Raw genomic sequence first — 25,823 nt, forward strand, 5'->3', positions numbered from 1 at the left:
AACCTTTTTCTTTATTTGGCTACTGCTTTTTTCATTAAATCTGTAATGTACGTAAAGAACGCTTCAGCTGTGACATCATATACGACATCTACAGGTCGTCCCTCTTGGGAAATTTCTGTTCTTCCTTGGCTCGGTGTTTCTGTATGCACAATACTCGAAACGGTTTTTACCTTCACAAGTGTTGAATTCCCTGTAAATGCTGTTGTGAGTACATCCCACAAATAATATGTTGAATTGGTTTCAACATGCACAAGCGGCGGACAGGCCGCGTAGCACTGCCCTACAAAGTCTACTCCTTCATACCTGCGAAGTGAAGCCCACATTTGACGAATAGCCGGTGTTAATGGAACTTGATTCGTGCTTTCTAAAGCAACCATCTCAATTTTAATTCTGCTTTCCCATACTTTTGCTACTGCTTCTGGATCCCAAAAAGCATTCCATTCCGCCGTTCCATCATGTTCAGGCTCCTGTACATTTCCTACTTCTTGAAATGTACCGCCCATCCACACTAACTTGTCAATTTTCTCTTCTATTTCCGGCGCTTTTTCAAGTGCTCTTGCCAAATCAGTTAATGGTCCTGTAAATAATAAAGTCGTTTTTCCGGCTGTATGTTGTAATGTTTCAATTAAATGATCGTGAGCAGGCAGCTGACTTATTTTTGTTTGCACTTCCCCTTTTTCATTTAAAATCGGCAGTGCATCTACATAAAATGTATGCATGCGCCATTCCTTTGGAAATGGGTTCATACCGCGTGAAGTAGATTTGGCTACCTCAATATCATAACTTCCAAAACGATCAATAATTTTTTGGCTTGCGCTGATACCTGGCTCTAGGTATCCGTCAGCGGGAATAACAGATACCCCTGTTACCTTTACATCATCCATTTGCAGCAGTAAAAAAAGGGATACTAAATCATCAATACCTGCATCATGGTTAAAATATATGTTTGTACTCATTTCTCTTCTCCTCTTTCCTATGTATTGCTAACTAATGTTTAGCTATACCGCTATTTTATAATGAAATGACTCGTTTCGTAATCAAAGTATTATGAACTTCTTTTACTATTTTCTATAATGGGTATAGAAATAAGGTAATCTATGTATAGACATATACATCTCAGTATAGAAAGGAGAAATAAAATGGAGCAATCATTTTCAGCATTAGTGGTAGATAAAAAAAGGGAAGACCAAGTGGAGGCGTCCGTCCAAGAACTGACGCTAAACGATTTGCCAGAAGGCGATGTACTTATTCGCGTTCATTATTCAGGGGTGAATTATAAAGATAGCTTAGCCAGCATCGCAAACGGCAATATTGTGACAAGCTATCCGTTTGTCCCAGGAATCGACCTAGCAGGAGTTGTTGTATCTTCTGACAGCCCTGATTTTAAAGAAGGTGATCGTGTCATTGCAACAAGCTATGACATTGGCGTATCACACTTTGGAGGCTATAGTGAGTATGCGCGCATACGCAGCGAATGGATTGTCCCTCTTCCTGAAAATTTAACGTTAAAAGAAGCAATGATTATCGGCACAGCTGGCTTTACAGCTGCTTTATCTGTGCATCGCTTAGAGGAAAACCATACTAGTCCATCTAATGGCTCTGTGCTTGTAACAGGCGCTACGGGAGGTGTAGGAAGCTTTGCGGTTGCCATTCTTTCAAAATTAGGCTACACAGTGGAAGCAAGTACGGGAAAAAGCTCGGAAGCAGCTTATTTGAAAGAGCTTGGCGCTTCCTCTATTGTAGCGCGTGAAGACGTTTATAACGGCAAATTAAAAGCATTAGGCAAGCAAAAATGGGCCGCTGCCGTGGATCCTGTGGGCGGAGAGCCTCTAGCTTCTGTTCTCAGTCAAATTCAGTACGGAGGCTCTGTAGCTGTCAGCGGGCTAACAGCTGGAGGCAAAGTGCCAACAACCGTCTTTCCCTTCATTTTAAGAGGGATTAATTTATTAGGTATCGATTCTGTTTACTGTCCAATGCCTACTCGAAAAGAAATTTGGAATAGACTCGCTAATGACTTTAAGCCTGAAAGCTTCGAACCTTTCATTCAGCAGGAAATTTCACTACAACAGCTCCCTGAGGTACTTCCGACTTTATTAAAAGGACAAGCTCGAGGACGAACAATTGTGAAGCTATAAAAAAACGGAGAAACCTAGGTTTCTCCGTTTTTTTACGAACAGAAGCATGTTATTATACATCTATTTTTGCTATTAAATCCGTCACTAATTCTTTCATGGTCACATCGGCTAAGACTTGTTCCATGGCATCTTGAGAACGTTTTAAAATCAATTCAAGGACACTTTGAATATTGGCTCCTACAGGACACTCCACATTCGGATTTTCATGCATTTGAAACAATTCTCCTTCTTCCACTGCCGCCACCGCTCGATAAACGTCTAACAACGTTATCTCTTCTAAATCTTTCAATAGATAAGCTCCGCCAGCTCCGGCTTTTACACCCACGAGTCCAGCTTTCTTTAACATCCCAATTACTCGTCTTATAACAACAGGATTTGTATTTACACTGCTAGCAATCCACTCTGAAGTACTAGGGTGACTGCTATCTACTTTAATTAAAGATAGTATGTGAACGGCCACGGTGAATCGACTGCTAATTTTCATTGCTCTCACTCCTATTTTGTTGTAATCATTATAGTTACAACATTTATGAAAGTCAAGCATGCTTTTTTAGGAAAGAATGTCCTCTTCTACCGCCTCATAAAAGCGCAGCATTTTCTTGATTTCCATAGCTTCAGAACATGCTTTCATTTTCTTTTTATTCGCTTCTTTATGTTCGTTCACATGTTCTTCTCTTGAGATCCACGCTTGAAAGAACTGCTTGTCTTCCCACTTGGATACAAGGACATATTCAACTTTATCTGCGGAATATTTTTTCCAGCATTCGAACGATAAATTTCCTTTGGCTGCCTCAATTTCTGCTTTGTTTTTGTTAGCTTTTTGCTTGAGCTGTTCTTCAAATTTCTTTTCTGTTTCAAAACTTGCGTTTACAACAAACATCTTATCTTCCTTTCTAAATGAAAGTAATTCTCATTCGATTATTGCACAGTAATTTTATTTTTTCAATTTATATGGATAAATTACAGAAGCCCAAAAAGACCGCTGTTTAAGCGGTCTTCTTTTTTACAAATGTTTTCTATGCACTGTTTTTCCATCATACGTAAAGGCGATTGGCTTGCCTTCCATTACCGTTTCTAAATGAACGGGGCGGCCCCAAAGCTGATGAACGTACGGTACCACTTTTTCTAAGTATTTGACATCTAATTCAATTCCTTCATACCAGTGTTTTAAATAGAGCTCTCCATTTTTTAAATAGTCTCCATTGGTTACTGTGATGTAAGGAAATCCGCCGTTTACGCGCATATTAACAAGCTGATCTCTAACTTCTGTCCACTCTTTGTCGACGATTTTATAGTCTTTTCCTTGTTTTTGGAATAAGTACATATCCTCCCGCATGACTAAATCTTTTGTTAAGTAATTGCGGATAAAGGAAATATCTGATTCAACCTCACGTACCTCAAACATCTTCTCTCTTCCTGATCCAGGCTCCACGCCCCGGCGAATCATATCTTCTGTTGGATTATTGTAGCGTTCTTCAATGTCTTCAAAGATTTTTAATCCTAAATAATATGGATTGATTCCCGTCTTAGACGGCTGCACAACCCCTGCATTTAGCTTGGCGAATTCTATCGCTTCATCACTCGTTAAGTCCATTTCTCGAATAATGCGCTGATGCCAGAAAGAAGCCCAGCCTTCATTCATAATTTTTGTTTCAAGCTGCGGCCAGAAATAAAGCATTTCTTCTCGCATCATCGTTAAAATATCCCGCTGCCAATCCTCTAAATAAGGACTGTATTCTTCAATAAATAATAAGATGTCTTTTTCAGGCTGAGGCGGAAATTTTTTAAAAGACTTTGGAGGTTTTGGTTTTTTCTTTTCTTTATAATCCAAATTCCATAAATCATCGTAAGGAGAAATGATTTCTTCTTCCGATGATTCTACATCATCTATGCTCCAAGAAAGCTTGGCACGCATAAGAGACGGATCAATATGTTCCTGAATCGATAGGACAGCATCCAAAAACTTTTCTACTTCACGCTTACCGTGCTTTACTTCGTATTCTTTAATTCGATCAGCGGTCGCTGCCATACTTTCTACCATATCCCGTTTAGTGTTGGCAAAACGGCTGTTATTTTTAAAGAAGTCACAGTGGGCTAACACGTGAGCTACAATTAATTTATTCTGAATAAGCGCATTGGAATCCAATAAAAATGCATAACAAGGATCTGAATTGATAACTAATTCATAAATTTTACTCAATCCAAGATCGTAGTGTAATTTCATTTTGTAAAATTGTTTTCCAAAGCTCCAATGTGAAAAACGAGTTGGCATCCCATATGCACCAAACGTATAAATAATATCTGCCGGGCAAATTTCATAGCGCATCGGATAAAAATCTAAGCCGAAACCGCTAGCTATTTCCGTAATTTCATCAATCGCACGGTATAATTGCTTATAATCTGCTTCTTTCACGACAGCTCCCCCTTTCACTCCTTACTTCAATCTATGTACAAACATGTCAATTCATGTGTTTTCATCAAAAAGAAGCTTTATTTTTTCAAGAAAAGGGGATTTTTATTTAGTTGTCTTAAATAATGGATGTAATATAACTGTTATGCTGCATCATTCTTTGCCTTTCTTATCATTTATCCGGTGCTGTACGTTTATTCTTCTTGCATAATGACTACAACCTCTTTTAATTATGCACTGGTCTTTTGCCCAACATTTACAGCGTAAGAATTCCCGCAAATATCATACACTAATTTCAACTCCTCAAAAGGAGGAACGTTATTAATGGATGTAATTGATTATGATCGAGCTTTGTATTACACACACCGTTCACAATGGGATAACTTATTAATTTTAATGGTTCGAACAGACGACGATTTTCTTTCAAAAAAGATTGAACATTTTTTGCACGCCTACAATTTTGAACGAAACTACCGCATCATTCAAGAAGAGCTTTATTCTTTACTACGCTACATTGATCATGCAACGGAATATTCGGAGCACAACCCGGAGCTTCTGGAAGAATCATTGTACTAGTATTTTTGATACACACACTTGGACAAAGAAGGGATGAATTCCCTTCTTTATTTTTTTATGTTGCACTAAAAATATGCATACTTTATTTCAAAAACCATTAAATAATATATGTAAACATATTTATTTTTACCGTTGACATAAAAGTGAATTCGACGTACAATCTTCAGTACATACGCTAAGATATTTCAGTACATACTGGGAGGAACATATATGAGTACTAAAAGGTTTCGCACTTTAGATTTAACGCTAGCCGGTATGTTTGCGGCTCTTATGGCTATTGGTGCAAACATTACTTCTTGGGCACCTTTTTTACAAGTAGGCGGCGTGCCTCTTTCACTTCAGCCTTTTTTTGTTATATTAGCAGGACTTTTACTTGGGAGCCGAATGGGTTCTATTTCGATGATTGTATATGTATTAATTGGCATTGCCGGCGCTCCGGTATTTGCTCAATTTAAAGCAGGAATTGGTATTTTATTTGGAAGCACCGGCGGCTTTTTGCTTTCTTATATTGTAGCAGCATTTATCACAGGCAAAATTATGGAAATGCGCGGCAAGCCAACTTTTTCTATCTTTTTAATTTCATCGCTAGTTGGTATTGCCGTTATTTATTTAATTGGTACTACGTATATGTATGTAGCGGTTAATTACTGGCTTGAAGCTCCTGCAATGACATATGCAGCCGCTTGGAAGATTATGTCGTGGTTTGCGGTAAAGGATCTTATTTTTACTGTCCTTGGGGCTATGCTTGCTCCGAGAATTTATAAAGCCCTACGATCTTCTTCGTATTTGTCAAATACGCAATCAAATAAAGTATCATAAAAGAAGCCTGCTCAAGTTTGAGCAGGCTTTACTTTTATACCGTTTTCACTTTATCTAATACCCGTTCTACTTCACCCATTACAGCTGTTTGTACAGCTTCTAAATGGGCAATGCTCGTTGCTTCATCTTCTGACACGACGCCAAAATAGAACTTCACCTTTGGCTCTGTACCAGACGGACGAAGGCAGAACCAAGAACCGTCTTCTAAGATATATTTTAATACATTTGATTTTGGTAATGTAATTTCTTCTACTTTTCCTGCTTTAATCTGCTGACGCTCGCTTAATGTATAATCCTCTACAACCGAAACATTTAATCCTGCAATGTCAGTAGGAGGTTCATTTCTAAATGTAGCCAAAATATGCTGAATTTGCTCAGATCCTTCTTTTCCTTTAAGCGTTAAAGATTTCAGACCTTCACGATAGAAGCCATATTTAGTAAACACTTGCTGAAGCGCTTCATATAGCGTCATGCCCTGCTTTTTATAATAAGCACAAGCTTCTACTGCTAGAATGGCTGCTTGTACAGCGTCTTTGTCACGAGCAAAGTCACCAATTAAATAGCCGTAGCTTTCTTCATAACCGAATTGGAATGTATACTCGCCCGTTTGCTCATATTGCTTAATTTTTTCACCGATAAATTTAAAACCTGTTAGAGTGTCAACAACTTGCAGTCCAAATGAACGAGCAATTTGTGCGCCGATTTCTGATGTTACAATCGTTTTTAACACAACGCCATTAGCAGGCAGCACGCCTTTTTCTTTCTTTTGAGAAAGCAAATAGTGAAGCAATAAAGCACCCGTTTGGTTTCCTGTTAATAACGCATATTCGCCGCTTGGATCTTTGACAGCAATTCCTAAACGGTCTGCATCTGGATCCGTTGCGATTAAGATATCTGCATCAATTTCTTTTCCTTTACGAACAGCATATTCAAATGCAGCCGGCTCTTCAGGATTCGGAGATTTAACCGTCGAGAAATTTGGATCAGGAAGTTCTTGTTCTTCAATAACCGCGACATTTTCGTAACCGATGGATTGAAGCGCGTTGCGAACTGGCTTATTAGCTGTACCATGTAGAGGTGTAAACACTACCTTTAAGTCTTTACCTGTTTCAGAAGCTAGCTCTGGATTAATTAAAATCGTTTTTAGTTTCTCATTGTATGCTTCGTCAATCGCTGAACCAATCATTTCAATAAGACCTTTTTCTTTTAGCTCCGCTTCAGATTGAACAGCTAATGTAAGTTCATTTTCCACAGCATTTACAAAGCCAACTAGTTCATCAGCTTCTTTTGGCGGCAGCTGACCACCGTCTGGACCATATACTTTGTATCCGTTATATTCAGGAGGATTGTGGCTCGCTGTAATAACAATACCTCCAAATGCGTTTAGCTCACGCACTGCAAATGAAAGTTCAGGTGTTGGTCTTAGCTCTTCAAATACATACGTTTTAATTCCGTGACTTGCTAATGTTTTTGCTGCTTCCATCGCAAATTCAGGCGATTTGTGGCGAGAATCATACGCAATGACTACGCCTTGCTTGATAGCTTCTTCACCAGCTTGTTTAATGTACTCAGCAAAGCCTTCGGAAGCTTTTCGGATTGTATACGTATTCATACGGTTTGTACCCGCTCCAATTTCCCCACGCATTCCGCCTGTTCCAAATTCCAATGTTTTGTAAAAACTATCTTCTAATTGTTTTTCATCACCTTTGATTGCGTCTAAATTTTGACGTAATTCAGGATCTAAATTTGGATGATTAATCCAAGATGTATATGTTTCTTTCCAACTCATAAAAAAAAGCCCCCTTATATAAATGTAAATATGTATGAAAAGAGAAAAACGAGTAATCGTCTTTCTCTTTTTTTAACAGTCATATTATATTTCTTCGTCCAAATTTGACTTCCTGCTATTATATTATGGCTGTATTGACAAATTTTGAGGTACTTTTTTATTTTATCATGAAATACCTGTCATACGGTTAACTTTTTCATCTACTGGTACAACTGCGTCATGAAGGTGCTGTTCTAATTCATCCGTATAAGCTTTTGTTTGCTCAGGCGTCCACTTTAACTCTTCGGCCATATGAGCAATCACTTGTTTTTTCCAGCTTCTTACCCAGTTGATATCAAAGAATAAAGCGCCCGTACGTCTAATGAAGAAGTCCACTGGTTTTGAAACCATTTCTTCTTCTATGCCATATTGAATTTGCAGAAATACACTAGCTGGAAGGTCGCTGTTTTTTAGCTGATCGGGACGTTCAATCATGTAGCGGTATACTTTATCTACGTTTGAACCATAGCGTTTTACAAGCTTTTCAGCAGCGGCACGTGATAACCCTAGTTTGATGCCTTCTTTGACTTTTTGCTCTACAAACGTTGGGAACCCACCTGAACCGCCTACATTACCTCCAGAAATAGGTAAATGTTTAGTTTGACAGCTTTCAAATTCGCGTCCTTCTGCTTTAAAATCTTCAGCTACGCGATTTACGACAATTTCAGCCATTTTACGGTACCCAGTTAATTTCCCTCCAGCGATTGTAATTAAACCTGATTCTGATGTCCAGATTTCATCTTTACGCGAGATTTCAGAAGGATCTTTTCCTTGTTCGTGAATAAGTGGACGAACACCCGCCCAGCTTGATTCTACGTCGTCTACTGTAATATCAACCGTTGGGAACATATAGTTAATCGCATCAATAACATATTGACGGTCTTTTACAGTCATACGCGGATGTCTAGCGTCTTCTTTATAGACCGTGTCTGTTGTGCCCACATATGTTTTTCCATCACGCGGAATTGCAAACACCATACGTCCATCAGGTGTATCAAAATAAATGGCTTGTTTTAATGGAAAGCGCTCTTGATCAATAACTAAGTGAATTCCTTTTGTTAATTGAAGCTGCTTGCCTTTTTTTGAATTATCTTTTTCACGCAGCGTGTCCACCCATGGACCTGCAGCGTTGACGATTTTTTTTGCATAAATATTATATTCTTTATTCGTAAGCTGATCACGAACAACAACCCCTACTACTTTTCCTTTATCGTAGATGAAGTTTTCCACTTTTGTGTAATTGACTAAGTCTGCTCCTCTTGCGGCAGCTTCTTTAGCTACTTCAATCGTTAAACGTGCATCATCTGTTTTATATTCAACGTAGTAACCGCCGCCTTTTAAATCTTTAGATTTCACCAATGGCTCGCGGCTAAGCGTTTCTTCTGCGCTAAACATTTTGCGGCGCTCTGAGCGTTTTACACCAGCTAAAAAATCATATACGCGCAGTCCAATTGAAGTTGAGAATTTACCGAATGTTCCACCCGTATGGAAAGGTAACAGCATCCACTCCGGAGTCGTTACATGAGGCCCATTTTCATATACGATGGCACGTTCTTTACCAACTTCGGCTACCATTTTAACTTCAAACTGTTTTAAATAGCGTAGACCGCCGTGAACAAGCTTCGTTGAACGACTAGATGTTCCTGCTGCGAAATCCTGCATTTCAACTAATGCCGTTTTCATGCCTCGATGAGTCGCATCAAGCGCAATACCTGACCCAGTAATTCCCCCACCAATTACTAGTAAATCATATTGATTTTGTGTCATGTCTACCAATTTATTCGAACGTGTTTGACTTGAAAACATACGTCATTCCCCTTTCAATTTTTAAAGATATCAAATTTTTCCAATATACAAAAAAGAGAGACCACAAATCACATATATAGTATGTCTATATATGGATCTGTGGTCTCTCCGATTCTCCAACCAATTTATTAACTTGATTAAATTATATCATGCATGCACTTTTAATTAAAGTGTTTTCATCAAATAATTACTTAAAAGCCATTGTTGCATGTACGGCTTTTTTCCAGCCGCTATATAATTCTTCACGCTTTTCTTCTTCCATATTTGGTTCGAAAGATTTTTCCATATTCCACTGCTGCGCAATTTCATCGCAATCTTTCCAGTAGCCGACCGCAAGACCCGCTAAATATGCTGCCCCAAGAGCCGTTGTTTCATTCACTTGAGGACGCTCAACCGGAACGTTTAACACATCACTTTGGAACTGCATTAAGAAATTATTCTTAACTGCTCCCCCGTCTACACGCAATGTTTTTAATGTAATTCCAGAATCTGCTTCCATCGCACTTAATACATCTCTTGTTTGATAAGCCAGTGATTCAAGCGTTGCACGGATAAAGTGTTCTTTTTTTGTACCACGAGTCAACCCAAACATCGCTCCCCGTACATCGCTATCCCAATAAGGTGTTCCAAGTCCTACGAAAGCTGGCACAATATATACACCGTCTGTAGACTCTACTCGCGTTGCATAGTTTTCAGTTTCAGCCGCATTTTTAAACATTCTTAAACCGTCGCGAAGCCACTGAATAGCAGATCCTGCTACAAAAATACTGCCTTCAAGCGCATATTCTACCTTACCGTTAATCCCCCATGCTAATGTAGTTAATAAGCCGTGATCGGACTTAACTGCTTTTTCACCCGTATTCATGAGCATAAAGCAGCCTGTTCCATAGGTGTTTTTCGCCATTCCTTTTTCATAGCACGCTTGTCCAAATAAAGCGGCTTGCTGATCCCCTGCTGCTCCAGCAATTGGAATGTTTTTACCAAAGAAATGATAATCTACTGTATGGGCGTATACTTCAGAAGAAGGCTTTACTTCTGGAAGCATTGATTTCGGTACCCCTAAGATATCTAGCAGTTCATCATCCCATTTTAAATCGTAGATATTGAACATAAGCGTGCGGGATGCGTTTGAGTAATCCGTTACATGCGCCTTTCCGCCTGATAGCTTCCAAATTAACCATGTATCAATTGTTCCAAATAACAATTCACCGTTTTCTGCTTTTTCTCGTGCACCTTCTACGTTATCTAAAATCCACTTCACTTTTGTTCCAGAGAAGTATGCATCAATTAATAATCCCGTTTTGTCGCGGAACGTATCGTTTAATCCTTTTGCTTTTAATTCTTCACAAATACCAGACGTTTGTCGAGACTGCCATACAATTGCATTGTACACCGGCTTCCCTGTTGTTTTTTCCCATACTACTGCTGTTTCACGCTGATTGGTAATCCCAATTCCTTCGATTTGATCCGCATGAACACCTGACTCAGATAAACAAGATGCGATAACTGCTAGGATAGAACCCCAAATTTCACTTGCATTATGTTCTACCCAACCTGGTTTTGGAAAGTACTGTGTAAACTCTTTTTGAGCTACATGTACAACTTCACCTTTTTTATTAAATAACATTGCTCGTGAGCTTGTTGTTCCTTGGTCTAAAGATAAAATGAATTTTTCCATATCAATATCCCCTATTCTCTGTATATTGTCGTTTCTTTATTGTACATAGTTAGATGGTAAAGCTCATTCATTTTTTCGGTACTACTGCTGATTGAATCTGTGCTGCCTTTTGTTTAGAAACAGCGTAGATAACTGCTAAAACAATCAGCGCTAGACTTAAAACAACCCATAAGCTGCTTGACATTTTATTTAAAAATGCCGCTTGGTAAAATACTGCCCCGATTGATCCGCCTACTAAAGGACCCACTACTGGCACCCAAGCATATTTCCAGTTCGAGCTGCCTTTGCCAGGTATGGGCAAGATAGCATGAGCAATACGAGGTCCTAAATCACGAGCAGGGTTGATGGCATAGCCTGTTGTTCCTCCTAATGATAAACCAATACTTACGATTAAAAATCCTACTACTAAAGGATTTAATCCATCTGTAAATTTATTTGCTCCAATTGCTAAGATTCCTACTACTAATACAAACGTTCCAATCGCCTCACTTAAAACGTTTGCAAATGGGTTAGCAATTGCTGGCCCCGTTGCGAATACGCCTAATTTTGTACCAGCATCTTTTGTTTCTTCCCAGTGTGGAAGATAGTGTAAATAAACAACTGTTGCACCAAGAATGGCTCCAATAAACTGAGCTAAGATGTACATCGGTACTTGTGACCATGGAAAATCACCTGTAATAGCAAGCGCTACGGTTAACGCTGGATTTAAGTGTGCCCCACTCATATTACCAACCGCATATGCTGCCATCGCTACTGCCATTCCCCATCCCATTGTGATAACGATCCATCCCGAATTAGCAGCAAACGATTTTTTTAAATTGACACCCGCACATACACCAGCGCCAAGGATAATTAAAATCATTGTTCCAATTATTTCTCCTAAGAATGCTTGCATATAAATAACCTCCCCTTTGTATGAAAACGATTAAAATGACAAGAAAATAAGAAAATCCACAATACATCCCCCTAATAAAATCATTAAAAGGCTATACCGTGGATCTCCTATTCTCCCTCACATCTATTAACTTATCTAGAAGTTTACTAGATGATGAAAGCGTTGTCAAACAGTTTTTTTAAGTTGAAATACTCCACAGTTCTCTATTTGATGTTGTAACAGCAGAAGCCCCGGCTTCTAAAGCATTATGAACTTCTTCTGCCGTTCGTATTAAGCCTCCAGCTAACACCGGAATGCCCGTTTCAGCTTTAACTTCTTGGATTAAAGTGGGCACAATTCCAGGAAGAAGCTCAATATAATCCGGTTTTACTTTCTTCATTAACTCATAGCTTTTCTTCAAAGCTGTGCTGTCCAATAAAAAGACCCGTTGAATGGCATAAATCCCTCTTTGTTTAGCTTTTAAAATAACGTTTGTTCTTGTCGAAATAATTCCCGCAGGCTTAAACTCCTGACACAAAAAATCAACCGCATACTCATCGTGCTTTAAGCCATGAATTAAATCTAAATGAATGATTAGCTTCTTTTCATGCTTATGGACCTCTTTCATAATTCCTTTTAGCATGCCCACTTGATTGTCTAAAAGAACTCCGTACTCATAATTACTTACTAAAAATTTTTCCAATTGCTTCATATCTCGAACAGCGGGTAATACCGATTGTCCATGAAAACTCATGTTTTCCCCTCTTTTCCATGGTTAGTCCACAAAATTCATTGTAATAGTTTTTATTATGGCAAAAGTTGAAATAAAAAACACCATGCATTTGCATGATGTTTTTAGAAACTGCGTTATTTTTTATATTTAATATTGTAAACGTCATGGCGTCGGTCTTTTAATTGACGAACCGTTCCCGATTGACGCTGGCGACGAAGAATTTCTAAATCTACATCTCCAATAACTACCATTTCAATATTAGGATTACATTCTCCTACAATACCGTCTCGTGCAAATTCAAAGTCAGACGGTGCAAAAATAGCAGACTGAGCATACTGAATATCCATGTTTTCTGTTTCAGGCAAGTTTCCAACTGTACCTGCGATAACCGTATAAATTTGGTTTTCGATCGCGCGCGCCTGAGAGCAGTATCTTACGCGCAGATAACCTTGACGGTCTTCCGTACAGAATGGTGTAAAAATAATATTTGCACCTTTATCGGTAGCAATACGGGCAAGCTCCGGAAATTCAATGTCATAGCAAATTTGGATCGCAATTTTACCGCAATCTGTATCAAACACTTCAACTTTATCTCCTGGGCTAATTCCCCACCATTTTCTTTCATTAGGTGTAATATGCACTTTGTACTGCTTTTCAATTGTTCCATCTCGGCGGAATAGATAGGCAATATTAAAGATATCTCCATTATCTTCTTCGACAAAGTGGGATCCTCCAATAATATTTACGTTATATTTAACCGCTAAGTTAGTAAATAGCTCAATGTACTCTTCCGTATATTCTGCTACGCGCTGAACCGCTTTGCTTGGGATCTTTTCATTCAAGAAAGACATTAGCTGAGTTGTGAAAATTTCCGGGAATACGCAGAAGTCGGCTTTTGCATCATAAGCAACATCTGTATAATATTCTACCTGTGTTGCAAACTCTTCAAATGAATTGATCTGTTTCATCATGTACTGAACAACACAAATACGCACTGGGAATGATGTTTTAAAATGGCGTTTTGAACGGCGAACGTAATCTACGTTGTTCCATTCCATTAACGTTGCATACTTATTAGAAGCTAGATCATCAGGAAGATAACCAGGGTTTATACGCATAAGCGTAAATCCGTTCATTAGCTGAAAAGATAGCACTGGATCATAAATTTTATGATGAATAACTTGCTCTACATATTCTCTAGGCGACATTTCAGCTGAATGCTTATGGTAATTAGGAATTCTTCCTCCAATGATGATACTTTTCAGGTTCAATTCACGTGCTAAATCTTTACGCGCTTCATATAAGCGGCGTCCTATTTTCATGCCGCGATACTTTGGATGAACCATTACTTCAATTCCATACAGATTGTAGCCTTCCGGGTTATGATTTGTAATGTATCCTTCGTCTGTAATATCGTCCCACGTATGCTGATCATCGTACTCATCAAAGTTCACAATCAAGCTTGAACAAGATCCGATAATTTCCCCGTCGTACTCTGCACATATTTGTCCTTCTGGAAAAATGGCCAGGTGACTTTCAAGCTGTTCTTTTTTCCACGGATCCATTCCCGGGAATGATAGCTTTTGAAGTGCTAAAATTTCATCTATATCGTCCGGTTTGATGTTACGAATAATCATTTTTTTCTCGAATTTTGATAAATCTATTGTAGACATACGCTCAAACAACCCTTTCTCTCTCTTCATTAGGCAATTAGTTTCCCTGTTTTTTATTATAATAAACATTATTAAAAATTCAAAAAATACCGTTCATATAGTCAGCTATATGAACGGTATTTTCTATTTGCAAATATTTAATTTTATGGATGTTTTTTTATTAGGATAATTTTCAATAAATCCTGGCCCTAAAGAGACTTTAATGCCATCTATTTTATATACATTATAGCGTTCACCGCGATTTAACGTACGAATCTTTACCCATTTTCCTTTTTTTTCCTTCAATAAAACCATCGGTGATTGAATCGTTACAAAACCAATTTGGCCTTTTGAGAGCTTTTTCGTTTTACAAAGATTCTGGGCGACTGGAGCACTGCTTATTTTGTATTTGTTTTTAACAGCGATTGAATCAAAACTTTGAGAATGGAATTGACCAATAACCACTTTTGTACCGGTTTGAACACGGTCAAACAGCCAGCGTACCTCTTCATCATACATACGAATGCACCCAGAACTTGCGTAAGTCCCGATAGAACTTGGATTATTATTTCCATGAATAGCATACGTCGTTCCATATGTTCCGCGCGCATTTAATCCTAGCCAGCGATCACCTAGCGGATTCCTAGGATCTCCTCCCCGAATGTTGTCTTTATAATAAGGCCGGTTTTTAATTTTATTCACAATGCTAAAGGTACCTTCTGGTGTATAACTCATCTGCCTCCCCGTCGCAACTTTGAACGTCCTTACTAATTTTCCTCTATCATAAAAAGCAAGGGTGTTAGTAGATTTGTTAATAATAATAAGTTGATTTGACGCCGCAGACGCATTGCCTGTCAGACCCATCCCCGCGAGTAAAAAAACAAGCCCAACAAAAAAAACAGCCACCTTTTTCATTTATCGACTCCCCCAATTTCTCTTATATCTATATAAGAAAAGTATAGGATGAAAGGCAAACCATCAGAACACTTTTTACCTTATAAGTCAAAATACAATAAAATCTTTCACGCACCCCTTTTTACTGACAAGAAACAATAAATGTACATAACAAAAAAACGGCCCTTTAAAGAGCCGTTTCATTTGTATTTAAAGCTTCACTTCAACTTTTGCATTTTTCTTAAGTTCTTCAACTTTTTTCTCCAATGCTTCTTGTTTCTTTTGTTGTTCAAGCTGCTGCTTAATTTGTGGCTTTACGTCTTCAAGCTTTGGCATTTGAGATTGTTCTTTACCGCCGCTTGCTTGACTTTGGCTTTGTTTTGCAAATTGATCGTAATAATCTTGAATTTCTTTATCTGTTACTTCTGGTGTTTGGATGTCTTTATCTACGTACTGCTGATATTTAATGCTGTCAGCCAGCTCAGACTTTAATTGTGATTGAGTTAGTCCTGCATCTTTTAAAGCCGCTTTAAACTGTTTATCTGTTTTGAACTGCTTTTTCGTTTCTTTTAACTTTTTATTTACTTCTTCATCAGTTGCTTTATAGCCTTTGTTTTCAGCTTCTTGCAATAGCAGCGTTTGACCTACTAAATTGTCAATTGTTTGCTGCTTTACTTGTTTAGCTGCTTCTTTAGATGTTGGGTCTTGTCCCATTTGTTGGTACTGATTTTGTGATGTAGCCAGGGCTGCATTATATTCTTCACCAGAAACTTTTTTACCGTTTACAACTGCTACGGTTTTCTTCTCATCTACTTTTTGTTTATCTAATTTCTTCTGCATTTCTTTTGCTTGCTTTTCCTGCTTTTCCTGAGCCTCTTTTTGCTTCTCAGTTTGTGCAGTTTTCTGATCATCACTTTTTGATTGCTTTGCATCATCGTTTGAACCGCATGCTGTTAAAGCTGCAGCAATTAACCCAATGAGCAATGTATACATCAGTTTTTTCATGATTAATCTCCTTTCATAATCCCAAACGATTATTAGCTATTCGAAAAAATCATCTAGGGGGCATTGTATATGATATAGGCGTAAAAAGAAACCATTTAGGCTAATTTTAAACATATGTAATAAGATTGAAACGTTTTGTAATCTTATGAAAGATAAATGCTCTTCTTTATACGGCCTGTCTAATCATAACATTATTTAGTATGATTTACATAATTTACAGTTCGTTATACATCTGTATTATTTCAATTTATTTGTTATATGAAAAACGATAGTATTTGATTTCATATTTCTATAAGAACTTTATACGAGCTTAACGATATCACAAGTTCTTTTTTTATCCAATTGAAAGCCGAAATTCATAAAAAAAAAAAGAAAAAAGCATGGGATAATCATGCTTTTTTCTTTTCAATTTATGTATGAATTATAAAACGATTCATACGAATACGTAATCAAATTGTTTTCTTTTGCAAAACACTCAATGGAAACAGGAAATAAGAACCCGTATTTTTTTAAAATTGAAATATTTTTTTCGAATTGCTCGCAGTCGCTTTCTTCAATCGGCCGATGTTGAATCGCTTCAATCACGGCAATTATTGTCTGAAGGCTACTAATGACTTGCAATGCTTCATCGAGTAAGCCATTATATAAATGGTCTGTACAATAATCTGGGTTTAATAATTCATCAGGATTAAGCTTATCTACAGATACATACCGAGGTAACAAGTCATAGCGAAGCTGTTCAGTCAACTCTTCTATGTAATTCTCCATTTCTGGCGGAGCTGCTTGGGCAATTTTCATGGTTACCCCCCCTTTTTTCTCTTAACTTATGTCTCTTTATTTAGCATAACATAAACATAAAACGAGAACTTCAGGTAGTTATTTCCTCCTAATTATTTACAAGTTCTTTTAAAAGATTAAAGGATATTTACTAGTATGTAAGGAAGGGATTAAATATGAGTATACACGGCCAATGGCTAGAAGATAAAATCGCAAAAAATGATGCAGGGCAAACAATTGAAGATTATTTAAAAACGAAATGGCGTATTCCTAAAAAAACGTTGCATCAGTTTCGGATGAATAAAAATGTCCTTATAAACGGTGAGCCTTTACCATGGAGAAACACGCTTAAGGAACATGATAAAATGTCACTCCCTTTTTTTGAAGCAGAGCCTAATGAAATAACACCTTACAATGTTGATATAGAGATTTTGTTTGAAGATGAGCACGTACTAATCGTAAACAAACCAATAAACCTAGATACTCATCCTTCATCAGAGCAAGACCAAAAAACTCTTTTAAATGCTGTAGCTGCTTATTTTCAAAAAATAGGCCTCAAAACAAAGCCTAGACACGTTCACCGTTTGGACAGCGATACATCAGGTGCTATCTTATTCACGAAGCATTTTGTAGCAAGCTCTGTGTTTGATCAGCTGCTGGCTGAACGTAAAATTAATCGGACTTATATTGCCCTCGTCCAAGGAATCATAAAAAAAGAGGACGGAATCGTCAATGAACCCATTGGACGCGATCGTCATCATGCTACAAGAAGAAGAGTATCTAGAACGGGACAAGCTGCCAAAACACGTTATCGGGTGTTAAAACGCAATACGGCAAAAAACGAAACGCTTATTGAACTTTCGCTCGAAACCGGACGCACTCACCAAATTCGTGTTCATATGAGTCACATCGGCTATCCATTACTTGGCGATACGCTTTATGGAGGAAAGAGATTAAAAGAGCAGCAGCAAGCTTTACACGCCATTAAGCTTTCTTTTATACATCCGTTTACACATCAGCGCGTGTCAGCTGTTGCACCTCCAACTCAGCAAGTCTTTTTGCCTTACAGCAAGTTGCTTTCCTATTAAACATAAAAGAGAGATTAAGACACAACCAGCTAAAGGCAAACAAATAGGAGAAATATGCTCATATGGGTCGCTTGAGACACCGCTGCTGATTTCCGTGCAAGACTTCGCTTTCCGCGGGCGGCCGGAGTCTTCGTCTTGCCCTCCAATCACCAGCTAGAAGCAGCAACATACATGAAACCTGCGTTCACCATATCAATAAAAAAATCCGAACGAGTTGAATTCTTTATCAAGAATCTCAATTCATCGTTCGGATTTTCCTTTAACTAAAATACTTTTGTCCTAGCCTCTTTTTTTCTATTGAATTTTAAACTGACGAATCAAGTTCGCCAATTCTTCACTAATCTCTTGCAGATGTTCAGCTGATTGAGAAACAGTAGAAATAGCTCTAATTTGTTCTTCTGTAGAAGCGGTAATTTCTTCAGTTCCCGCTGCTGATTGCTGTGCAATAGCTGCTATGCTTTGAATTGCCGCTACCACGTCTTCCTTATGCTCATCGATACTGTCCATGCTGCTTGTCACATGTTCGACAGCCGCTGCTACTTGTTCAATCGTAGTTGCAATTTCATGAAAAGCTCGTTCTGTATCTCCTACCACAAAGTCTTGAGACTTTGAAAGCTCTTCTGTACGGTTGCATTCTTCACGCGCAGCAGCGACTTCCCCTTGAATCGCTCCGATCGTATGGCGAACTTGTTCAGTGGCCTGAGAGGACTGTTCAGCAAGTTTTCGCACTTCTTCAGCTACTACCGCAAATCCTTTGCCATGTTCTCCTGCACGAGCTGCTTCAATACTAGCATTTAATGCAAGTAAATTTGTCTGATCTGAAATACTATTAATCGTGAAAATAATAGATTCAATTTTTTTCATCTTATTTGTTAATTCTTCCATTACAGCTTGAACAGCGTGAATCGTTTGAGACGATTCAGTGGTTTGGTTGCGAAGGAGCTGCATCTGTTTTAAACCTTTTTCATTGATGCTTACAGCTTCAATCGTCATTTTATTAATCTGTGCGTTTTGTTCAATGACTTCTTCAATTTGCGAAGATAAACTCATCGTTTTATGATTAGTAGAGTCAGCATCAGAAGCTTGCTGCGTGGCACCGCTCGCAATCTCATGGATAGCCCGGCCAATTTCCTCACTGGATGCAGTTGCTTCTTCAGATACGGCGCTCAAGTCTTCAACAGACGTTTTCACTGTCTCAACAGACGTCTGAACCGTGCCGATCAATGTTTTCATTTTGGCTACCATATCATTAAATAAATGAGTAAGCTCACCAATTTCATCTTTTGACTTCGTCTTCACCTGAACCGTTAAATCGCCAGCTGTTACTTTGGCTACTTCATTTTTCAAGCGGCGAATCGGATTAGTAATGATTCTTGAGAAAAAGATGGTTAACACCACTGATAATAAGATGCCAATTAACGCAATCCAGACAATAACAGTCAGTAAATGATGAGCGCTTGAGAGCATTTCATTATAAATAAAGGCATTTCCTATCTTCCAATTCGTCCCTTCGAGAGTATCATATGCCATCACTCTCTCTTCACCTTGAAAGGTATACTTCATGAAATCTCTATTCCGGTCTGCTTCGTACATTTTTTTCATAAATGGCTGATTCATTAAATTTTTCCCAGCTTCTGTTGGATGAACGAGCGCTGTGCCATTTTGATCAAATAAAAATGCATACCCACCGTGATTTACTTCTGCTTTACCTACCATGTTTTTTAATGCATCTAAGTCTAAATCAGTAGCTATAACGCCCAGCACATTTTTAGTATCTGGATCTAAAATAGCCTTTGCAATTGTCACGACCGTCTTTTTTGTTGCTGCATCTTCATATGGATCCGTATAAATAACCTCTTCAGGTGATTCTACTGCTTGTTTGTACCATACCCTTGAAGTCGGATCATAGTTTGAACCAAACTCTTGTTTAGGAACAGAATACATTCCTTTATTTTTAGTGCCTATGTATTCAAGTGCTAGGTTTGGATACTTTTCTTTAAACTGTGTAAACTCTTTTTGAACTGTGTTCCATGTAAAATACGGATTTTTCTCTTGGTTTGTTTGATCTCCTTCCTGCTTAACAAAATTAACAATTACATCGTTTTCACTATACGTCAGCAAAGAACGACTATACATGTCTAAGTACGTATGAATCGTTTCTTTTAACTCTTTCACTTGACTTTGAGACTGTACTTCTACATCTTTTTCTATTTGCGTTTTGGTAAATTGATAAACAGCCCCTGAAACAACTAATAATAAAATAGCTATAAAAATACTAAAAAATACTACGAGCTTTGCACTTAACCTCTTCATTCCCTCACCCTTCTACAAAAATCTTTATATTACTAATAACGGCTTTTCATTTTCATTTTTGAAGAAGTTTTTGTGATTTATTTCAAATTCCCGCAAAATAAAACCAGCGCATCCTTTCATAACGAAAGAACGTGCTGGTCTTATTTTTGCTTTTCGTATGCATCAGGTTCAATATGAACAAGCGTATCTTTAATTTGATGCTCATCGTTCATCATATGTTCAATTTGATCAGCAATTTCATGGCTTTTGATAACATTTAAATGGGGATCTACTTTAACAGTTACATCAATCACGACTTGATTACCAAGCTTGCGCGCTTTCACATCTTCTACTTCTTTTACACCTTCTACAAGCTCGATGCTTTCTTTGTAGTGCCCTAACTTCTCTTCGTCGAATCCGTCTGTTAAGGAATGAGCCGCTTCTTTAAAAATCTCGATGGCTGTTTTACAAATAATAATTCCCACAGCAAAAGCAGCTACCACGTCCAGCCAGGGCAGGCCGAACTGTGAGCCGAAAATTCCCACAACAGCCCCTATACTCACAAGTGCATCGGACAAATTATCTTTAGCAACCGCATATAAGGACTGGCTATCAAGTTTTTTAGCAAGCTTAATATTATATCGGTAGACACCACCCATAACAGCAGCCGCTCCAAGACCTACCCAAGCAGCCAGTAAATTAGGCGCTTCAGATTTGTCCATAAATAATGACTGACCCGCATCGACCAATACTTCTAGTCCGATGACCATCATGATAAAAGAAGCAATAAGTGAAGAGATATGTTCCGCTCTGGAATGTCCATAGGGATGATCATTATCACGAGGTTTTTTAGAGATTTTTAAGCCGACTAAGACGGCAATTGATGCAATAATATCTGTAACATTATTAAGACCGTCGGCTTTTAATGCAGAGGAAGCGGTGACACCCGCAATGATAAGTTTACATGCTGATAAAAAGATATATGATAAGATACTAACCCAAGCACCTTTTTGGGCTTGCTCATAGTAGTTCTCCATCCTTTCCACTCCTTTATTCAAAATAAGCAAACTTAGTGTAACAAATGGATTTCGTGTGGGTCTATAGAAACATTATTGGCTGCTAACATACAAATAGAGAATGTTAAACTCTTTAGCTTTCTGCAAAACAAGTTGCCTTTACTCAACACTTTAAACGTTTAAGATCTTTCTAAATGTGGCACTTCATGTAGAAGGACATTTTTTTAAATCACCCTGTAAAATTGTTTACTATTTTTTAAAGGTGTGATTTTTATCACAGCTGAAGCTATTTATTCTTGTTACACTAACATTGTGAAAAACATCACAAAATTAAATTCAAAGGATGATACAAATGAAAACACAATTTACACCAAAAACACGAAAAGTTGCCGTTATCGGAACTGGTTTTGTTGGCTCAAGCTACGCTTTTTCAATGGTGAATCAAGGTATTGCCAATGAATTAGTGTTAATCGATATGAACAAAGAAAAAGCAGAAGGTGAAGCACGTGATATCAATCATGGAATGCCATTTGCCACACCGATGAAAATCTGGGCTGGAGATTATAAAGACTGTGCTGACGCTGATTTAGCAGTTATTACAGCAGGCGCTAATCAAGCTCCAGGGGAAACACGCTTAGATCTAGTTGAAAAAAACGTTAAAATTTTCGAATGCATTGTAAAAGATATTATGAACAGCGGATTTGACGGCATCATTTTAGTGGCAACAAATCCAGTTGATATTCTCGCACACGTTACACAAAAAGTATCAGGATTACCAAACGAACGGGTAATTGGTTCAGGAACGATTCTTGACACAGCTCGCTTCCGCTACTTGTTAAGCGACTATTTCGAAGTAGATTCTCGCAACGTCCACGCTTATATTATGGGGGAACATGGAGATACGGAATTTCCTGTTTGGAGCCACGCGCAAATTGGCGGTGTGAAGCTCGAACATTTTATCAATACTGCCGCTATTGAAAAAGAACCGGATATGCAGCATCTATTCGAACAAACCCGCGATGCGGCTTACCATATTATTAATCGAAAAGGAGCGACTTATTACGGAATTGCAATGGGGCTTGTACGCATTACCAAGGCTATTTTAGATGATGAAAATTCTATTTTAACAGTATCTGCTTTATTAGAAGGACAATACGGTATTTCTGATGTGTATATCGGCGTACCAGCTATCATTAATAAAAACGGCGTGCGTCAAATTATTGAATTGAATTTAACTCCTCACGAACAGCAGCAGCTCGAGCACTCTGCTAGCATTCTTAAGCAAACTCGCGACAGAGCTTTTGTGTAACATCTAAAGATTTTTGCGGGGGACTCCCCCGCTACCTTGTTTTAAATATGTAGTAGAGGTGTATGAATATGACGTGGACTCAGGTATATAATCCGTTAGATAATATTTGGCTTTCTGCACTAATTGCACTCATTCCCATTATCTTTTTCTTTATTGCTTTAACTCTTTTGAAATTAAAAGGACACATTGCTGCCGGTATTACGGTGCTTCTTTCTATGATTATTGCTATTTATTTTTATGATATGCCTGCCTCAATGGTTTTAGGAGCCACAGGCTATGGGTTTCTGTATGCACTTTGGCCCATCAGCTATATTATTATCGGAGCGGTGTTCTTATATAAGCTAACTGTCAAAAGCGGACAGTTTACTACCATCAGACAATCTATTATTTCAATAACCGATGACCCCCGCTTGCAAATGCTGCTTGTTGCTTTTTCTTTTAATGCTTTTTTAGAAGGGGCAGCGGGATTTGGAGCTCCAATTGCCATTACAGCAGCGCTTCTAGTTGGACTTGGGTTCAAACCGTTAAAAGCAGCGGCGCTATGTTTAATTGCTAATACAGCTTCAGGAGCGTTTGGCGCCATGGGGATTCCTGTCATTGTTGCAGGACAAGTATCTGGCATAGATCCAAAAGAAATTGCTCATTTTCTTGGCACGCAGCTTCCGATTATTTCTTTTCTTATCCCTTTTTTACTTGTCTTTATTATGGATGGGATAAAAGGATTAAAAGACGTATGGAAAGCAACGAGCATCACAGCCGTTTCCTATGCACTGACACAGTATTTAACTGTTACATACATCGGCCCTGAACTTCCAAATATCACATCTTCTATTGTGAGTTTGCTTGCTCTTGCTTTTTATATTAAACGAACAAGCCCGGCAGCAGCTAAAAGCTTCAGCCTGTCACCAAAACAGATTTTAAAGGCTTGGTCTCCTTTTATTCTATTAACGATACTCGTTACGGCTTGGAGCATTTCTTTTGTCAAAACGATGCTTGAACATATGAACCTGCTTATTAACGTCCCATTTTTACACAATCACGTAATTAAAGCAGCGCCTTTAGTAAAGGATCCTACGCCTTACGCTGCTGTCTTAAAAATAGACGTATTTGCAGCAACAGGTACAGCAATTCTTATTGCTTGTATCCTTTCAGTTTTCTTGCTTAACGTATCGCCAAAAGTGGCATGGACCACTCTTTTAGAAACCGTAAAAGAATTATCAAGACCTATTATTACTATTATGATGGTCATTGCTTTTGCTTTTATTTCAAATTATTCAGGACAGTCTTCTACACTTGGATTAGCGCTCGCTACATCAGCTGCTTATTTTCCATTTTTATCTCCATTTCTTGGCTGGATCGGCGTATTTCTAACGGGGTCTGTCGTATCAAATAATGCGCTGTTCGGCAACTTGCAGCTAACTACAGCTCAGCAAATTAATGTTTTGCCAATTATTCTTGTAGCGGCCAATACTGCCGGCGGAGTGATGGCTAAAATGCTTTCTCCTCAATCAATTGCCGTCGCTGCCGGAGCAGTGGGACTGGCTGGAAAAGAAAGTGAACTGTTCAAATACACGCTCAAATACAGCATGGGATTTTTGATACTAGGGGGATTTGTTACCTTTTTGTTAGCTTGGTGGTTATGATAAAAAACTGCTAAAAATCCTGTTATTACCTTGTTTCTTTCATTTAAACAAACGTTTGATTATATAAAAAAGTCCCCAGTTAGCGCTGGGGATTTTTTTATTCTGAATTTCTCCTCTTTGAGGGTGCATCTCCTGAAGATCTCTGTACTTCATGCCTGCTATTCCACTTTTTTCACTATGTATAATGCCTTTCATCATTTCGCCTCCTCTTAATCTACCCTACTAAAAAGCTGAAAATGGTAAAAGGAATATGCCTAAAAAAGGAAAAAAAACAGTTTTCACATTCACTTTTTCACCGTTTTATCTTTATTTTTCTGTATCGTAAAGGTATTAAGCTTCTTTTATTACAGTTTTGTTACAAACAATTTTTTTGTAACAAAAAGATTAAAAAGTAGAAAGAAACGCCTGAAAACGTTGATAAATCAACATTTAACTGGTAATTCCCTTACTATATCTATTTTAGAAACTAGTAAAAAACTAAAAAAATTTAAGAAAAAAAAGACAAAACACTTTCTTTTGTTACAGATTTATTGTAATATAAATGTAACAAAAGAAATATAAAACACATAATTGTTACATAAATAAGGTTAATTAATTAGGAGTGAGTTAGAAATGAAAAGAATTGGACTAGTTTTATCATCAATCGCTATTTTCTTTACACTAAGCACTGGAGTTACAGCACAAACAACATCTACAACACTAACGGATGCAAATGCTGTCAAAATTGCAGCTAGTGCCAGCAATCATTTCTGGAGTGCTCTGCACGGTTATAAAAACAAACCATGTACAGAACGTACATTTGAATATAAAGGAACTGAGTACGTGTATCTTTGCCCTGAATTTGATACAAAAGCTGAGCTATCAAGCTACTTATCTGAGACATTTACAAATAGTGCAGTAGAAAAAGGATTAACAAATTACGGCTATATCACATATAACGGCAAACTTGCACATCCAATCGGCGACGGATTCAGCATGTTAGAGTGGTCAAAAGCAAAAACAAAGCTTGTGTATCAAACAGCAACAGTTCGCTCTTATGAATTCACAGTTCCAACTGTAGATGGCGGCAGCGTAAAACGCACTGTCACATTCTATAAATCTAATTCTCAGTGGAAAGTAAATAAATTTGACGCTGTTCAATAATAAAAAAAGCAGGCCTGCTTGAGCAGACCTGCTTTTTTCTTTTTTATCGATAACATAAATAAAACTTCTACTTACAGCGCTCTAATAGCTGTAAATAGAAGTTGAGATCACAAGTTTAAGTAAATCAAATTTTGTCGAATCCTGT

23 protein-coding genes are annotated in these 25,823 nt (G+C 38.0%); 7 read left to right on the top strand and 16 right to left on the bottom strand.

Translation table 11 applies throughout. The annotated features are described in order from the left end of the window. Positions 1–11 precede the first annotated feature (11 nt). Positions 12–956: a nucleoside hydrolase gene (locus tag AC4NPH_RS26210; RefSeq protein WP_064471288.1), complete on the bottom strand. Its 945-nt coding sequence runs from the start codon at positions 954–956 to the stop codon at positions 12–14. 183 nt (positions 957–1,139) lie between these two features. Between AC4NPH_RS26210 and AC4NPH_RS26215 the strand changes: the two genes are divergently transcribed. Next, a complete protein-coding gene (locus tag AC4NPH_RS26215) occupies positions 1,140–2,135 on the top strand; it encodes an NADPH:quinone oxidoreductase family protein (protein WP_013055272.1) in 996 nt (331 codons plus the stop codon). Between the two features lie 52 nt (positions 2,136–2,187). On the opposite strand, the gene AC4NPH_RS26220 is transcribed toward AC4NPH_RS26215, so the two are convergent. The 3 genes from AC4NPH_RS26220 to AC4NPH_RS26230 all read right to left on the bottom strand — a co-directional run bounded on the left by AC4NPH_RS26220 (position 2,188) and on the right by AC4NPH_RS26230 (position 4,548). Further along, positions 2,188–2,619: an Rrf2 family transcriptional regulator gene (locus AC4NPH_RS26220; protein WP_013055271.1), complete on the bottom strand. Its 432-nt coding sequence runs from the start codon at positions 2,617–2,619 to the stop codon at positions 2,188–2,190. Between the two features lie 66 nt (positions 2,620–2,685). Then, positions 2,686–3,015 (bottom strand): antibiotic biosynthesis monooxygenase family protein, encoded by a 330-nt coding sequence (locus AC4NPH_RS26225; RefSeq protein ID WP_061859890.1) that lies wholly within the window; start codon positions 3,013–3,015, stop codon positions 2,686–2,688. A gap of 123 nt (positions 3,016–3,138) precedes the next feature. Continuing rightward, positions 3,139–4,548 carry a SpoVR family protein gene (locus AC4NPH_RS26230; protein ID WP_013055269.1) on the bottom strand — a complete coding sequence of 470 codons (1,410 nt, stop codon included), beginning with the start codon at positions 4,546–4,548 and terminating at the stop codon, positions 3,139–3,141. 321 nt (positions 4,549–4,869) lie between these two features. On the opposite strand from AC4NPH_RS26230, the gene AC4NPH_RS26235 reads away from it, so the two are divergent. Together AC4NPH_RS26235 and AC4NPH_RS26240 are read left to right on the top strand one after the other, a co-directional pair. Continuing rightward, positions 4,870–5,121 (top strand): YhdB family protein, encoded by a 252-nt coding sequence (locus AC4NPH_RS26235; RefSeq protein ID WP_013055267.1) that lies wholly within the window; start codon positions 4,870–4,872, stop codon positions 5,119–5,121. Positions 5,122–5,331: 210 nt separating this feature from the next. Beyond that, positions 5,332–5,940 (top strand): biotin transporter BioY, encoded by a 609-nt coding sequence (locus AC4NPH_RS26240; RefSeq protein ID WP_013055266.1) that lies wholly within the window; start codon positions 5,332–5,334, stop codon positions 5,938–5,940. A 34-nt stretch (positions 5,941–5,974) separates the two neighbouring features. Here the strand turns inward: AC4NPH_RS26240 and AC4NPH_RS26245 are convergent, their stop codons facing one another. From AC4NPH_RS26245 to AC4NPH_RS26285, 9 genes are all read right to left on the bottom strand, one after another. Then, entirely contained in the window at positions 5,975–7,729 is a 1,755-nt protein-coding gene (locus AC4NPH_RS26245) for a phospho-sugar mutase (protein WP_013055265.1), read from the bottom strand. Between the two features lie 165 nt (positions 7,730–7,894). Then, positions 7,895–9,574, bottom strand: a complete 1,680-nt coding sequence (locus AC4NPH_RS26250; protein ID WP_098197356.1) for a glycerol-3-phosphate dehydrogenase/oxidase — start codon at positions 9,572–9,574, stop codon at positions 7,895–7,897. A 187-nt stretch (positions 9,575–9,761) separates the two neighbouring features. Next, positions 9,762–11,252, bottom strand: a complete 1,491-nt coding sequence (glpK, locus tag AC4NPH_RS26255; RefSeq protein ID WP_057274975.1) for a glycerol kinase GlpK — start codon at positions 11,250–11,252, stop codon at positions 9,762–9,764. 67 nt (positions 11,253–11,319) lie between these two features. Beyond that, positions 11,320–12,147 (bottom strand): MIP/aquaporin family protein, encoded by an 828-nt coding sequence (locus tag AC4NPH_RS26260; RefSeq protein WP_098197357.1) that lies wholly within the window; start codon positions 12,145–12,147, stop codon positions 11,320–11,322. Between the two features lie 178 nt (positions 12,148–12,325). Further along, on the bottom strand, positions 12,326–12,880 hold the full coding sequence (locus tag AC4NPH_RS26265; RefSeq protein ID WP_013055261.1) for a glycerol-3-phosphate responsive antiterminator: 555 nt from the start codon (positions 12,878–12,880) through the stop codon (positions 12,326–12,328). 113 nt (positions 12,881–12,993) lie between these two features. Continuing rightward, positions 12,994–14,532 (bottom strand): carbon-nitrogen hydrolase family protein, encoded by a 1,539-nt coding sequence (locus AC4NPH_RS26270; protein WP_013055260.1) that lies wholly within the window; start codon positions 14,530–14,532, stop codon positions 12,994–12,996. A gap of 123 nt (positions 14,533–14,655) precedes the next feature. Next, positions 14,656–15,426: a L,D-transpeptidase gene (locus AC4NPH_RS26275; RefSeq protein WP_098197358.1), complete on the bottom strand. Its 771-nt coding sequence runs from the start codon at positions 15,424–15,426 to the stop codon at positions 14,656–14,658. A 189-nt stretch (positions 15,427–15,615) separates the two neighbouring features. Then, a complete protein-coding gene (locus tag AC4NPH_RS26280) occupies positions 15,616–16,410 on the bottom strand; it encodes a SurA N-terminal domain-containing protein (protein ID WP_025752999.1) in 795 nt (264 codons plus the stop codon). Between the two features lie 405 nt (positions 16,411–16,815). Continuing rightward, positions 16,816–17,208, bottom strand: coding sequence for a YhcU family protein (locus tag AC4NPH_RS26285; RefSeq protein ID WP_013055257.1), 393 nt, complete (start codon positions 17,206–17,208; stop codon positions 16,816–16,818). A gap of 155 nt (positions 17,209–17,363) precedes the next feature. Between AC4NPH_RS26285 and AC4NPH_RS26290 the strand changes: the two genes are divergently transcribed. Then, the gene (locus tag AC4NPH_RS26290) at positions 17,364–18,275 is read left to right on the top strand and encodes an RluA family pseudouridine synthase (protein ID WP_098197359.1); all 912 of its coding nucleotides are present in this window, start codon (positions 17,364–17,366) and stop codon (positions 18,273–18,275) included. Between the two features lie 294 nt (positions 18,276–18,569). Here the strand turns inward: AC4NPH_RS26290 and AC4NPH_RS26295 are convergent, their stop codons facing one another. Continuing rightward, positions 18,570–20,588 (bottom strand): methyl-accepting chemotaxis protein, encoded by a 2,019-nt coding sequence (locus AC4NPH_RS26295; protein ID WP_098197360.1) that lies wholly within the window; start codon positions 20,586–20,588, stop codon positions 18,570–18,572. Positions 20,589–20,728: 140 nt separating this feature from the next. Next, positions 20,729–21,604 carry a cation diffusion facilitator family transporter gene (locus AC4NPH_RS26300; protein WP_013055254.1) on the bottom strand — a complete coding sequence of 292 codons (876 nt, stop codon included), beginning with the start codon at positions 21,602–21,604 and terminating at the stop codon, positions 20,729–20,731. Between the two features lie 331 nt (positions 21,605–21,935). On the opposite strand from AC4NPH_RS26300, the gene AC4NPH_RS26305 reads away from it, so the two are divergent. Together AC4NPH_RS26305 and AC4NPH_RS26310 are read left to right on the top strand one after the other, a co-directional pair. Continuing rightward, complete coding sequence (locus tag AC4NPH_RS26305; RefSeq protein ID WP_013055253.1) at positions 21,936–22,892, top strand: L-lactate dehydrogenase; 957 nt, start codon at positions 21,936–21,938, stop codon at positions 22,890–22,892. A 62-nt stretch (positions 22,893–22,954) separates the two neighbouring features. Further along, a complete protein-coding gene (locus AC4NPH_RS26310; protein ID WP_053486800.1) occupies positions 22,955–24,535 on the top strand; it encodes a lactate permease LctP family transporter in 1,581 nt (526 codons plus the stop codon). A gap of 39 nt (positions 24,536–24,574) precedes the next feature. On the opposite strand, the gene AC4NPH_RS26315 is transcribed toward AC4NPH_RS26310, so the two are convergent. Beyond that, a complete protein-coding gene (locus AC4NPH_RS26315) occupies positions 24,575–24,733 on the bottom strand; it encodes a hypothetical protein (RefSeq protein ID WP_176532965.1) in 159 nt (52 codons plus the stop codon). A gap of 414 nt (positions 24,734–25,147) precedes the next feature. On the opposite strand from AC4NPH_RS26315, the gene AC4NPH_RS26320 reads away from it, so the two are divergent. Beyond that, positions 25,148–25,678 (top strand): DL-endopeptidase inhibitor IseA, encoded by a 531-nt coding sequence (locus AC4NPH_RS26320; RefSeq protein ID WP_491939250.1) that lies wholly within the window; start codon positions 25,148–25,150, stop codon positions 25,676–25,678. Positions 25,679–25,823: the final 145 nt, after the last annotated feature.

It is taken from the genome of Priestia sp. MDV22-iso46, from assembly GCF_058629175.1.